Source organism: Dyadobacter chenwenxiniae (assembly GCF_022869785.1).
GTDB classification, from domain to species: Bacteria; Bacteroidota; Bacteroidia; order Cytophagales; family Spirosomataceae; genus Dyadobacter; species Dyadobacter chenwenxiniae.
In genome coordinates this window covers 1,065,108-1,080,203 of record NZ_CP094997.1, presented here as the reverse complement: position 1 = coordinate 1,080,203, position 15,096 = coordinate 1,065,108, and the positions used below count along the sequence as shown (strand labels likewise).

Annotated in this window: 4 protein-coding genes; all 4 read right to left on the bottom strand. The window is 48.6% G+C overall.

Translation table 11 applies throughout. The features are described from left to right. Positions 1 to 193 precede the first annotated feature (193 nt). The 4 genes from MUK70_RS04455 to MUK70_RS04440 all read right to left on the bottom strand — a co-directional run bounded on the left by MUK70_RS04455 (position 194) and on the right by MUK70_RS04440 (position 14,997). Positions 194 to 2,962, bottom strand: coding sequence for a bifunctional YncE family protein/alkaline phosphatase family protein (locus tag MUK70_RS04455; protein WP_234657651.1), 2,769 nt, complete (start codon positions 2,960 to 2,962; stop codon positions 194 to 196). 18 nt (positions 2,963 to 2,980) lie between these two features. After that, positions 2,981 to 5,470, bottom strand: a complete 2,490-nt coding sequence (locus MUK70_RS04450) for a bifunctional YncE family protein/alkaline phosphatase family protein (RefSeq protein WP_234657652.1) — start codon at positions 5,468 to 5,470, stop codon at positions 2,981 to 2,983. 33 nt (positions 5,471 to 5,503) lie between these two features. After that, on the bottom strand, positions 5,504 to 7,522 hold the full coding sequence (locus tag MUK70_RS04445; protein ID WP_234657653.1) for a TonB-dependent receptor plug domain-containing protein: 2,019 nt from the start codon (positions 7,520 to 7,522) through the stop codon (positions 5,504 to 5,506). A gap of 224 nt (positions 7,523 to 7,746) precedes the next feature. Beyond that, positions 7,747 to 14,997 (bottom strand): DUF8693 domain-containing protein, encoded by a 7,251-nt coding sequence (locus MUK70_RS04440; RefSeq protein WP_234657654.1) that lies wholly within the window; start codon positions 14,995 to 14,997, stop codon positions 7,747 to 7,749. Positions 14,998 to 15,096 lie beyond the last annotated feature (99 nt).

The following is a 15,096-nucleotide window of genomic DNA, read 5'->3' as shown; positions in this document are numbered from 1 at the left end:
ACAGCGAAACGCGCTATTGACATTCGTTAAATATGTGGGATAAGACCCTATGGATTTCACGGCAAATATTCTTTGTCGTCGAACTTCATATTAACAAATTTACTCAACGTTATATGATTGAAAATGGTAGACCGTTCAGTAGAAGCATACTGGCAACAGCATTGCTTCTGACCAGCACTGCTGTATACGTTGATTAGGGCTTTGCGGACTTTTTTTTCTTACGCAGATTTTCGTCATCTTCCATCCGCCGCTTTTGCATGGTTTCGGTTCGGTCCATTTCTTCGGATTGTGAAAAAGCTTTCCAGTCGAACTTCTCATCGAACGGATCAAGCGCTTTTTGGGGATCAAACAAACGTGGGTCAATAGGCACCGCATTGTAAGGCGTAAAGTCGGGCTTATCAGTGAATAAATCTCCCATATCCGTAGCAGTCGCATCGTACTGATTCAGGTAGGGAATGCCCAGCACATGCCAGAAAGTTTTGAAAATACTTCCAAAACTGTAATGTTGCTTCCCGATGTAATTTCGCTTGATATAGGGTGAAATCGTCATCAGAATGCTCCTGTGCGCATCCACGTGGTCAACGCCACCCTGCGGATCATCCTCTGTGATGACAATCAGCATATTTTTCCAGTAGGGCGTATGTGACAAAAACTCAATGGTACGGCCCAAAGCCAGGTCGTTGTCGGCCATATAACTTTCCTGGAACGGAAAGCCTGCATCCGGCCTTTCGTTGGTTCCGTGATCATTGGGCAGCATTAATGTCAACATGGAAGGTAGCGTCTTGCTCTCGCCTGTCCATTTCTCATTGAATTCTTTGATAAAAACATCCGCCCGAAACTGGTCAGGAATGGCCATGTTATAGCTGGGAAACAGCTTTGACGATTTTTCGAGAATCGGTGCAGGCACCGGGTAGTTGACAGTATACAGCTCGCCAATGTGCTTCATGGTGCTGTCGGAGTAATTGGCAGCCATTTCCAGTCCGAAGCCAAAGTTGAAGAAATCCTTTTTATTGCGTTGCAAATGGTCCCAAAGCGAGCCTGCTTCATTATAATCTTCTGGATAAATGCTGCCTGCAGAACCGTAAAACGCCAAATTTCCGGGAGCCGACGACGTGTCGAGCATATTACGGCCGCCGCCATACGCAGCTGCAGTTCCGGTTTCTACCCATTCATTCGGGTAGGTGTTCACCAGCCAGCGGTGTCCGTCAGCGGAAACGTCGGAATCACAGTAATAGTTATCAGAAATGGCAAATTGTCTGGCCAAAGCCACATGGTTCGGCATCACATCCACACCTTTCAGTGTCACCGTTTTTTTCTTGTTTGCAAAATCCCTTTTTAAGCCAAATCTGGCAATGGTGGAATCGCCGTTTCCGGAAGCAAGCTGCCCGAAAACCTCATCATAAGTTCTGTTTTCCTTTGAAATAAAAACAATGTGCTTAATGGGTGACTCGGATGCGCCTGGATAAACCGGAACGGGATTTTTCGAGTTTTCCGAAACCTGGGTAAATATGTAATTGTTATCAAGCACCTTTTTTGTCAGGGCAGTGAGCTCGCTATCTGCCGGAATGTTGATTACAGAAACGGTTCCTTTCATCAGGCTGCCAATGTAACTTCCCGCACTGCCCAGCTTATAATCCCTACCGCCATTTGGGCCGCTGCCCCACCCTTTTGCATTGGTAACAATCAGTTTTTTGCCATCAGGACTCACTTTCAATTTACTAGGAAACCAGCCGGTTGGAATATGACCGATCACTTTCATGGTGGGGATATCAATCACTGCTACCGCATTAATTCCCGCTTCGGCCACAAACAGCCTTTTCTGATCCGGCGAAACGGTTACTCCAAAAGGAATAAGGCCGCGAAGTGACCCAAGTCGGGGTTCTGGGTTTAAATGCAGTGTATTTACAATAGTGTCTTTCGCAATGTCAATAACCGAAACGCAATCGTTGTTCCCATTGCTGACAAATACAAATTTGTCCGTAGCAACAAGTGAGTTAGGGCTGCTGCCTCCTACTGCCGGGAAATCTTCCACCATCTGACCCACCAGGATACCTGTTTTTATCTTGGCTTTTACAGCAGGTTTTGCGCCGGCCAGATCATAACTCCATACAGAGAATGCTTCCAGCGCATTCGGGTCGCCCAAAGCAGGAACACCCTTTTCTGGAATCCCTTCCTTCATTTCTTTGGAACCATATGCAGACGACGGCCATTTGTGAGCGGTTTCTTTCAGGTTGTCCTTATCAAGATCAGTAAAAGGTTTGTATTCAAAAACACCCACATTGGCAACGTAAACGCGCTTTTCGTCTGGTGAAAGACATATCCCGAACGGGTACCGGCCCGTGGGAACGTTGCTTTTGATTTGATTCGTTTTAGTATCAATGGCAATCATCCTGAACCCGATCTGATCCACCGCATAAAGGGTAGATCCATCTTTGGTCAGCACCATATCACCAATGTAGCCGTGACTGTATTTGTTGCCATTTTCCGTCGCCTGGCAATTGATCGTCAGCCTGTTTTTACCTGTTTCAAGATCAAAAAGAAAGATCTTATTGGTTTGACCACCAGCCACATACACCGTTTTGTTGTCAGGCGTTATGGCTAATCCCATAAAGCAGGCTTCCAGAATGCCTTTATCCGTTTTCGGCCCGTCAGGAATTTGTCTGACCGACGGATTTTCACTTAAAATATTTTTTAAAACACTGATTGAAAAAGGGTTAATACCTGAATTGGCCGTTACCGCAATGTTGCCATCCGCACTCAACGCAAGACCGTAAGGGTGCGGCGCCACAGTGAGTTGCTTGCCAGTCGGAGTAATATACCGCCCATTTGGAATGACCGTTTTTCCATTTTCATTCCGCTGCAAATATTCCTTACCTGACGGCGCGTTGGCAACCCATTTCTGGGCTGTTGCATAAAATGCACTTGCTAGGAACAGAACAATCAGGAGCCCGTACTTTCTCATCGTGTTTTTAGATTTTAATTAATCTTCGTCCTCCTCCTCTTCTTCATCCTCCTTTTCAAGTCTTACAAAAGCGCCCCGGCGCGGCGCGGGCATAATGCTGTTTTCACCACGCACCGCTTGCCACACGATTCGGCTGAAAATGAGGTCGTCGATTGCATCAGGCACTGAAAGGTCGAACTGATCAGATTGGCGTGAATTGGAATTCACTGCCACATTTTTCTCGGCAAGATCGACGCCTGCTTCTTTGGAAGTGAAACCTGCGGAATTAGCCGTTTTGTTAAAACATCTCCACATCGGCGTGGCGGCGGCATCATATTGGCTCATCGGTTTAATGCCCAGGATCAGTTCCATCGTACGAAGCATTCCCGAAGTTGAATACATGGTATGGTCTACAAAACCTCTTTTCACAAAACCACCTGCAACGAAAGCAATAGAACGGTGGGCGTCCACGTGATCTGGTCCGTTTTGCGCATCGTCTTCCAGGATAAATACGACTGATTCATTCCAGACCTTACTTTTGGAAAGGTGTTCAACAAAGCGCCCTACGGCAAGGTCATTGTCCGCCACAGCTGCAAAAGGAGTTGGTTTTCCAACGCTGGCGCCGGAAGTATGGTCATTTCCAAAGCGTAGTGTATTCAGCCTTGGAAGTTTGCCGGCTGCTAAAAGTTCATCAAAATCCTTTTCCCAGGCTTCTTCGCGGTCAATGTCTTTGTAACCGAGATTGTAACCTTTAAAAGTCGGACAATAGTTGCCTTCCAATGTTTTGATATTTGCTTTTCCTTCGTCTGCGAACCAGCCGTAGCTCCGGAAAGTTACACCGGCACGCAATGCATGGTCCCAGATAAATCCATCCCGAGGATGCGCGATATCCTTGCTCCCTTCATAATCGTATGTCCCACCGCGACCGCCGTAACTGGTCACCCAGTTTTTTTCTACATAATCATTGGCATACGCAGCAGACGACCAGTTATGCCCGTCGGCGCTTACTTCCGCATCCACGTAAAAATTATCGAGTAGCACAAACTGGCGTGCCAACGCGTGCTGGTTTGGCGTAACTTTTTCCGGAAATAGGCACAGCGAGGAGTCGCCGTTTCCTTCTTTCATATCACCCAGGATCTGGTCGTAAGTCCGGTTTTCCTTGATAATGTAAAAGACATATTTGATTGGCGACTTGTCACCAACTTTCATCGGGATCGGGTTTCCGGCCTCTCCTTCTGCATTCAGTTCCTTGTTTTTGGTATAAGGCGTATTTGCATAAACTACTCTTGAATACGCAGAAAGTGCTTCTTGTGAGGGCGCATCGATGATAGACAAAGTGCCTTTGAACAACCCGCCGATATATTGCTCCCGGCCGGTGTACGCCTGCGGATTAGGCCCTTTCTCCTGAGGCACTTTTGATAGGTTTGGATTCGGGCCTTTCGGGTTAGCTTTGGAAGAGAACCCTTTTCCGTTTGTAACAAAAATCTTTGAACCGATCGTCTTCACAGCGGTCGGATACCAGCCAGTCGGGATAAATCCAACGGAATGGCTGCGTCCTTTTGTTTCAACATCAAAAACAGCAAGGCAGTTATTGTCTGCGTTGGCAATGTAAAGCGTTTTTTCATCTTCACTCAGCGCCAAGCCGTTAGGAGTTGTTCCAACAGGCGCATCCGGAAAAAGGGATGTAGTTAATGTTTCCGCTATCTGGCGTTTATTAAGATCGATGAGCCCAACGGTGTTGTCATTGCCATTGGCAACATATAAAAATTTGCCGTCTTTAGTTAAAAGCAAATCGTTCGGATTTTTGTTCGTAGCGATTTCGGCGGTGATCTTTTGCGTTTCTGTGTTTACAATTACTACCCGCGAGCCGCCCCAAAGCGAAACATACAGTTCCTTTTTATCATTGGAAAGTAAACAGGTGTAAGCTGCTGCGCCCAAACTTAGTTTTCCAACGGTCTTTTTGTTTTGAGTATCACAAATGTAAAGCGCGCTATCTTCTTTGGTCACTACATAAATTCTATTCTGCGCATCGTCAACAGAAATTCCGGTAGGCGAAATTTTAACCGGCCAGGGTTTGCCCAGCACGATCGGCTCAGCTGGGACAAGCTGTTGATTTTCAATTTTAAATACCAAAATAGTATTGTCGTTTCCACCAGAAGCATAGATCGTTTTTTCATCCTGACTGAATGCCAAACCAAGGTAAGACTTGGCGACTCTCGCAGAATCCAGCACCTTTTCAGAAGCCGCATCAATTAAAATTATGCTTTGCGTGCTTTGCCCATTATTGGTCACAGCCAGATATTTCTTTGACGGAGAGACCACCAGATTCAAAGGCAGATCATCCAGATCCAGACTTCTGCCAACCGGCGTAAGTGACCAGCCATTAGGTAAACCAATGCGCTTGGACGAAAGCTCCTTAACAATGGCCGACTCCTCGCGACCTGCTGACGAGCCGGGATTTTTCTTGCAACCGTAAGCGAGAACACCGCTGAGCAGCAGGCAAAGTCCGAGTTTCAAATATTTTGTCATGGTGAGTTATTAGTATTGTTGAATAATTTATTGTTAAAACTTCCCTGTTAAAGTCAGCCAAAGGCTGCGGCCCACGCCATTAATTCCCGACCCGTGCGTACGATAATCTTTATTGGTAAGGTTCTGAGCGACAGCATTTACTGCAAAATGTTTTGTATCAAAACCAGCCATCAAAATCACAACCACCCAGCCCGGCGTGCCTCCTTTTGGAATGCGGTTATCTCCCGCATCTCCGGCTGCCAATCGCGTTTGCTCTTCTGCAAACCAGGCTTCCGGACGTACAAACCATTGACTTCTGCGGTATTCTAATCCGAACCTTCCATTCAATGGCGGAATGCGGCGAACAGGCTCATTTTTGGTTACATTTTTACCGAAATTATAAGCGCCTGAGCCATAGACTTTCCAATATTCGCTGAACACATATTCCACATCCAGTTCAGCTCCCCGAATGTAGGCGCGTTCAACATTTTCCTTCCGGTATACATCGATGCCATCAATTTTCTGTCCGGCAACTTGCACACGTGTGATCAGGTTGCGCAGGTTATTTTGAAATAAAGCTGCGCTCATTGCGAAGCCTTCCGACCGGAATTTATAGCCAACTTCAAAATTGTAGGATGTTTCCGGTTTGAGATCGTAGGCGGGTAGCTCATACCGAAAATCAACGATCCCTAATGTTCCCATATCGTCAATATTCGGTGCCCTGAAACCGGAGTGAAAGGATGTATAAAAATTGGAATGGTCGTTCAGTAAATATGAAATCGAAGCGTTTCCAACCAAGGCTGTTGGCTTGACGGACACATTACCCAGCACTTCATCTGCCACTTTTATACGAAAACCATTAAAACGTCCACCGAAGGAAAACTGCCAATCATCAAGCTTTAACTGGTGAAGCGAGTAAACTGCGTAATTGAGATATTTGCTATCATCCGGATAAAGACCGCGGCTGGCAACAGGGCCGGCACCGTCAACCTGGTCGATCTTGTCGCTTTCAACCAGATCATTATAAATTTCAATTCCAGAACTAGCGTTCCAGAACTCAGCAATGTCAGATTGAACATTCAATATCAATCCGGATGTCTGAACCTTATCCGTTTCAGTGCGTAAACTCTTACTTCCATTTTTCCGGCTCAGCCGCCCTTCGTTGGTTGCTTGCCATGATCCCGTCAGCGATATTTCCGAAGCCCACTTACTGGATGTTGGGCCATTTAATTTAAAGTAGCTTAAAGACCTTTTTTGCGGATTGAACTCATTCAAAGCAAAATTTTCAAGCTTATAGCGATAATAAAGCGGCACGTGTTTCTGAGAGACTGATTGATGGGCAAGCGTGAGCGTCCACGAGTCGCTGAGCCCGAAAAGCAATTTTGCATCAAAAGCCCGGTCTTTGTAGCCACTAGGAGATTGTTTGCCGGTGGTATCCCCTCCTATCAAATCCCCAAAATTCCGAATACTTACACCGCCAGAAAATGCAACACGAGATCCGGAGAGTTCAACTCCCGCCCGCAATGTTTTTTCCATATCGCCGGTCGCGTACCGCGCAACTGCTTTGCCACGTACGGCCGGTTTTTCCGAAAATGCAGGATTGGAAGTAAGCAGTTGAAGCGTTCCACCCAATGCATCGGAGCCATATGCAACAGAACCGCCGCCCCTAAGGACTTCTATTTTGTCAATGGTAAAAGGGTCAATGGTGTTCAGATATTGATTAGGGCCGTAGCGGAATGTACTGTTATTCAGCCGAATGCCGTCAATAAGAATGAGTGTCTGGTTACCGGTGAGTCCTCGTAGAAATGGCGATCCTGCTCCGTGGGTTGTCTTTTGAACGAAGACACCGGTTGATCCCATTAAGGCCTCAGGTGTAGTTCTTGGCTGATAAGTTTGTAATGTCCCCGCAGAAATCACGGATACGGAACCCGCTGTTTCGAGGGTCTTTTGTTGCGCCCTGTTCGCCGTGACATTTACTTGATTAAGCAGTTCGGTACGAAGTGAATCACGCTCCTGGGCAAAACTGGAAATCGTGGATAATAGGATGAAAAAACAGCAGTAAAATATCCTCATAGGTGAATAACAGCGGTATTAAAATGAGATTAAAATAATTAGTAAAACTAAGTCTTCTGTTCAGGGAAAACCCGACTGCAAGATTACTAATTTGTTAAGGTTAACCCTTGGGCACGCGCTATGCCTTCCGGGTCCCTTGCGCTGTTTTGATTCACATCCATGCATAGCAGCATTGCTACCCTACCTATTTCGGCTTGCCAACCATCCCCGCTTGTCACTGCCCATCATTGCCAAAGTAGCAGCCTTTTCGTGACAATTCTGTTGTTGGTTTGAATGCGCACCAGCAATAAACCCACGGTCGCGCGGGACAGATCGAAATTTTTCTGTTCCGACACAGCCACTACTCTTCCCGACAGGTCAAAAACCGTTACTTGTTTTATCTGGTCCTCTGTTTTGATGTGGCCATGGCGCGCCCTATCTGCCCAGACTATGATCTCGGCTTCGGCAGTCATCCACTTCACGGCCCTGGTGCGCGAGTGCTCGGTTTTGCCGTCAAAATCAGTCTGTCTCAGACGGTAATAGTTCATACCCGGCATTGGGCTGTTATCCTCAAAGCGGTATTCGTTTGTGGTCACCGCAGTCCCGGCTCCTTTGACAAAGCCTATGTCTTGCCAGTTGGCCGCGTTTGCACTGCGTTCGATATGGAATCCTGCATTGTTCGTTTCAGAAGCGGTGAGCCATTGTAATGCAATAACGGGATCTGCCGCCACGGCATTGAACTCAATCAGATTAACGGGCAAAGATGAATCGTAAACCAGCTTGATCGTGCCCGGTGCGTACTCCACCCGCCAGCGCGTGGCACCGGTTACGGTACTGAACTGGCCTTCAATAGCAGTCGCATTTAGTATAATCACTTCATCACCGTCGGCAGGCGTGTAGTTGACAGTCAACTTCAATGTGCCGCCCAATGTCGCCGTTCCCAGCACTTCTATCTGATCGTAGTTCACGCCGGCTGTACCAGGGCCATTGACCTCGATGTCCATGATACTGTTTGTGAAATCCTTGCTTTCGTTAAAGGTCATTTTGCCGGGAGAATAGCCTGGCGACAGCGTGCCGCCTGCATTCGTGAACCCGGCAGCACCGATTTGTCCCGAAGCTTTAAAATGACCTTTTTCATTATTACTGAAATTACCCGCTCCCTGCCGTGATAGCAGCGCCGCTATTGCTTCGACGCCGCCGATCGTGACGGTGCCTGCATTGGCAAAGGTGTGATCTTCGACGAAAATCCCCTCGGCCGCACGATCGATCGTGATGCTTCCTCCGTCATTGTTTGCAAAAGCAGCCTGGTTCCGGATACCGAACGTTCCGACACTGGCCATGGAGCCAATTGTGACTCGTGCCGTATTGGTGAAAGTGCCGTTGAAATTACGAAGTCCGGCAGCTGTACTGCGGTCAATGTGCATGTTGCCTTCCCCTGCATTCACAAATGCAGCCTCGTTAAATATGCCATGAACACCTACATGCTCAGAGCCACCGATGGTAATGACCGCGTTATTGGTGAATGTGCCCGCCGATTCGTACAACCCAGTGTCCGCAGAGCGATCGATCCGGATGTTGCCGCCAGCATTGTTAGTGAATGCGGCACGGTTTACCAGACCGTAACGGCCTACGTTCGCCACGCCACCGATTGTGATTTCGGCCGCATTAGTAAAGGTTCCGGCCGGGGTTGACAACGCGATATCCGTCGTATTGTCGATCCGGATGTGTCCGCCCGTACTATTATTAAATATCGCGTGTGTCTCTATTCCCACTTCCCCTGCGGCAGTCGAACCGATTATGATCTCACCGGCATTCGTAAAGCTTGCCAGGTTTTGGAGCGCGCTCCGGGTGGAACGGTCTATTTGAATTTTACCTCCATTCAAATTGCTGAAAGCAGCTTTATTAAGAATCCCATCGGAACCCAAAGCATTGTTTGCACCGAGCACGAAAGAACCAGAGTTGGAAACTGTTCCGGCGACAACAGCAATGCCATTGACAGTACTTTGGTCAATGTGGATTACAGCGCCCGTATTATTTTCAATGCTGCCCCGATTGTCTATTCCAGCTTTGCCAACAGACGATATCGCACCAATGAATAAATCGGCATGATTGACCAGCTTTCCCCTGTTTTCAAATGCTGCCTCCCTTGATCCGTCGATCCGGATTTCACCTCGGGCACCGCTTGTGCCCAGACTGTTGTTAATTACTCCGCCGTTGTTAAACAGGCCATAATTCCCTTGTAGCTCCACCGACCCGACCACGATGCTGCCCGCATTGTTCAAGGTTCCCGAAACTTCCACCCCCAAAGTGCGGTTATGGTCCGCTTTAAGAAGGCCGCCAGCGTTGTTGTTGAATGTCCCATTTTTATCAACGAGCAGGCTGGTCTTTCCTCCCGAAGCGTTTGTCCCAACTATAATGTCTCCAAAGTTTTCAAAAACACCCTGGTTTTGATAGATCCCGAGTCCTTGTAATGCGTCGCTTCTGTCAATATGGATGGTTCCTGTGGCACCATTGGTGAAAGGTGCCTCCGTCGTGATGCCGTACCGGCCGACCGTTCCCAGTGCACCTATCACGATCTGCGCCTCATTATTGAAGTTCCCTTCAAGATGGTGGATCGCAGTCGTCAATGTGAGGTCGACACGAAGCTCTGCCGCGCCCGTATTGTTGAATGTGCCATTGTTTTGAAAGCCGGTCCTTCCTGCACCCGCTGTTGCTCCGATGATGATCTTTCCCTGATTTTGAAGGGTACCGGATGCGTTATGCAGCCCTAAACTTGACACCCGGTAAACCTGAATGTTTCCGCTCGCGGTATTGGTAAAGTTCCCCCAGGTAACCAGGCCATTCAGTCCGCTAGCCGCAGAACCGCCAATGGTAATGCCGGCGCTATTGGCAAACTTCCCCGACGCATGGTAAAGGCCGTTTTCGCTCGTTTGGTCGATATGGATATTACCCGCACCCGTATTGTTAAAGTCGGCCAGGTTTTCAATTCCCTTAGCCCCGGTAGCGGCATTTTCGCCTATCGTTATGGCCCCTTCGTTGTGGAAGGTCGCGTAAACAGATTTCGGGCTATCCGCATTGTTCATCAATGCCCTCAGCGCCGATCGATCGATTTTAATGACTCCGCCGCTGTTGTTAGTGAATGCTGCATCGTTCCAGATTCCGTGGTTGCCTATGTTTTCAGCAGCACCGATGGTAATCGCAGCGCCATTCGTAAAACTCCCGGCAGCATTATAAATGCCAGTATCCTCTGAGCGGTCAACTTGGATGCTTCCTCCTGAATTGTTGATCATAGCACCCTGATTGACCATCGCATAAGTCCCAACCCCACTCGACGAACCGATGGCGATCGTACCGCTATTGTTCACGGCTCCCAGATTGTTGAGTCCAGCTGTAAAATTGAATGGCTCGGCACCCGATTGCAACGACGCGTAGGATGCAAACCCATTGATCGTCAGCATTGCTTCGGCACTGACGGTAAGCGAAGCCCCACCCTGCACGAATACAGACTTCGCTTCACCAGCCGTTTGTGCCCTGACGACGGGATCATTAGCGACGTCGGGGATTACCACGTCGTCGGATGTCGTGGGAACAGTTCCATCCTGCCAGTTTCCCGCCAGGCTCCAGTCATCCGAAACAGTCCCCGTCCAGGTGTCCATCGCGGTTGTAAACTCCGTAAGCACGACGGGATTATTTGCATAGGTGCTCTCGCAAGCCGGCAACGCGGCTATCCTTGCTTTGAGACGATAATTACCCGCTGTCAGGTTACCGAATGTTGCATTGCCGGACCAATTACTGCCGTTGTCCACGCTATATTCAACGGGTTCTGCAGCCGTGATGTTGATCACAATCGTTCCCGTGGTCACAGGGTAAGCGGGCTGCGTTACGGTGGGAGCGGTAAAAACGGGTGGGACGCAGCATTTTGTTACTGTCAACTGCCACGGAACTGTTCTGACGCAGCTGTTAGCCACGTCTTCAATTTTAACAAACAATCCATGAACGCCTTCCCCCAGGGCGGCCTCTGGCGTAAACGTATCAGAGCCTGCATTGTAAATACCTGCACTGACCAAACCTGACGCATCCCTGAAAACACCTGCGATGGTGAATGCTGCCTCCCCGTTTAAGTTAAAAGCCGGACTTAACGTTTCACAAGATGTTACCGAGCCTGGCACGACAACGATTTCATTGTTAGTGACGGCCGGAATGGAATTTCCCTGTGGATACACGATGATCCCATTGTTGGTGAATGTGCCGGTATTTATATGTGTAGATGCCGCTGTGATGGTCATCAGCCCATTGTTATCAAATGCCGAGGTGTTTTTGAGTGATTTTGATATAGAAAATTCTGCGCAGGAAGCATTCACAAATGTTCCGGCATTAGACAGGGCATAAGTCGCGGTGCCGGCCGCATCCAGCAATGTAAGGTGCCCTTTGTTTTGAATAGTGCCGGCATTGTAAAGTGCCGTTTCTGAGTCCCCGATCGCCTTCGACCTCATTACGGTAAGACTACCAAGGGCATCGATGGTCAACGTCGCACCGCCTTGCACCACCAAGGTTTTAATCTTCGCATCATAACCAGCAGAGATCACCGGTTGGTTAGCAGTGGCAGGGATCACGATGTCATTGATTTCCCCGGGAGTGGATGAAGGCGACCAGTTGCAGCGGTCGGCCCAGTCGGTTCCCGCCGCGCCGGTCCAAACCATTTGACCGTTGCTCTCCTGCGGGGGGCAACCGTTAGCTCCGTCTCCACCTATCCCGAAAGTGTAGGGATTTTTGTAGGAATCGTTGCTTGCGACACTTACGATTGCCTGTTTGTTTCCTGTCGAACTCGGATCAAAAGTGATTTGAAAAGTAGTATTTCCGCCTGGCGGAACCGTTGCAGCTGGCTGGGAAGTAACCGTAAAATCGCCTGACCCTGTGAGACTTACTGCGGGAGCACCTGTCAGGTTCAGGGCAGCGAACCCCACATTCTCAATCGTATAGGTGCGCACCGAAGTGCCTTCGCCGGGATATAACAGGCCGAACGCGGTGTCGTCTACCGGATCTGCAATATGATCTCCGTTTTTAATAATGACACCCTTGCCCTTGATATTGATAGCCGGAGCAGCGGCGGGAAGTCGAAACGGTACGATGTAACTGCACGCGCCCGAATTCAGCGTTATTTTGGCATATAGTGTCAGAACCGTGTTGTTAATTACGTCGGGCACGAAAGTGTTCGGTGCGGTGAAAGTTCCGGCGGGCTGTGTGGCCTCCTTATCATTAAAAATACCGTTGACCGTCCCTGAAAATGAGCTGCCATACCGAAAGATTGGCAGCACCTCATTTTGAACGAAAACCGAATTATTAAAAACGTTTACCTCGTAGCTGTTATCCCCGACATTCAAGACTCCATTATTGGTAACCATTCCACCGTTTACAAGCGAGTTGGTGATCAGCAGCAGTCCGTTGTTTTCAACCTGGTATGGAAATGTGATCAGGAAGTTGCCTCGCAGCAACCGGAGTGTTGCGCAGGCCGTATTGGTGATCATTCCCTGATTATGAATAGCATTGGTGCCCACATCAGCATTTTCGCCGATGGTGACATTTCCTGCATTGTTAAAATTGTAAGCGTTATGGAGGCCCGCCTCTGTTGTCCGGTCGATCCTAATCTCTGCCCCGGCATTGTTGTTGAAATTAAAGCGGTTATCGATTCCATAGGTTCCGACAGAAGCTTCTCCGCCTATTGCGATCAATCCGTTATTGGTGAATAAAACGCCATCGCCTGATTCGTTCGTAATCGCACTACCGGCAGACCGGTCGATGCTTACCGATCCTGTGTTTGAATTAAAGAAATCGGCCCCGTTCCAGATTCCAACGCTGCCTATGCTTGATTTTTTACCTAAAATAAGGTTTCCCGAGTTTGTAAACGTACCGGAAGCATTATGGAGCGCGGTTTGCGTAGTATAATCGATTTGGATGGTTCCCCCGTTATTTGAAAATTGTTCTAGATTAAAAAGGCCGTAAGACCCGGCGGTTTCCGGCGTTCCCATGATCAGATTACCGCTGTTTTTGAACACACCTTCATTGTAAAGCGCAGCGGTCAGATTAAATGGGCTCGCATAAGGCGCTGAACCGCTGATCGTAAGGCTGCCGCCTGTTTCAATATTCAAAGAGGCTGCCTGCTCGACATGAACCGCATAAGCCGCTGCTTGCGTGGTGGCGGAAATGAGAGGGGGATTACTGAAAATTCCGGGAATAATTGCGACGTAATCCGCCGTCGGCACACCATTGGACCAGTTACCCGGTTCGTTCCAGGCCCCGCTTATCGCGCCAGTCCAGGTGGTTTGGTTTGCCATTGCAGGCGGCAATACAACATAGGTAAATGGCACAAAAAATTCGCAATTACCCGCCGCAATGACCACTTTGGCATAAAGTGCGTGCATACCGACCGGCAAAGATGCGTCGGGAACAAAATGATTTGGAGCAGAGAATACACCTGCTGACAGTGCTCCGTCGCTGTCCTTATAAATGCCTTTCACGCTTCCCGAAGCTCCGACGCCGTAACTGAAAATTGGTGTTGGTGCGTTATTAACAATAACATAATTGTTGGCTACCGATCCGCTCAGATCACTGTATTTGAGAACACCAGCATTCGTAAAAGTGCCATTATTCGTCAAACGGTTACTGATCTGGATCAATCCGGCATTGGTCACGTTTTTAGCGCTCTCATTGACAAAGTCCCCTCTGAGCACAAGCAGCTTTCCGCAGGCATCGACGTTCAGGGTAGCCCGGTTCTCAACGCCGTTTGAACCGACCTCAGCTATTGCGCCAATGGTAATTACCCCGCTGGTATGGAAGCTGTTGCTATTGGTTACCAATCCTCTTAGCGAGGAACGATCGATACGAATGCCGCCATCGGCATTGTTGACGAACGCCCCGTCGTTCCAGATACCATGATATCCCACAGTTTCGCCACTGCCTATAATAACATCCCCGCTATTGGTAAAGCTTCCGGAAACTACATATAAACCGGTGTCGGTTGTTCGGTCAATACGGATGACACCGGTTGGGCTGTTCGTAAACGTGCCCTGACTGGCAATACCATAAGCACCGGCACCAGCTGCCGACCCGATGGTCAGCGTGCCGTTGTTGGTGATGGTTCCAAGGTTGTGAATTGTAGCCGTGGCATTGAACGGAGTAGTGTATACCGCAGAGCCATTGACCGAGAGAGTTCCCGCCGCTTGTATAATTAATGTGCCTCCCGATTCCACAAGTACCGAATTGGCCAGCGCAACTTCGGAAACAACGGGATCATTGATCACGTCGGGAATCGTTACTTTCGCGTTGGCGTCCGGCACACCCGCCGACCAGTTCGCCGGTTTGTTCCAATCCGAATCCACACTGCCATTCCAGGTCGTTTGTGCCAATGCCCTCTCGATAGGAAACAGCAGCATGGTCGCAAACAACAGTCGCATTACTGCTTTTGATATGAATTTAGAAGCAAGTACAGTTTGTTTCATTTTCGTTGAAATTTTAACAGGGAGAAACCAGGCCCGTCTCCGGACCTGGCTTTTGTTTCCGCCGTTTCAGGCTGGATTTGATCATTTCCTAAGTTGCGT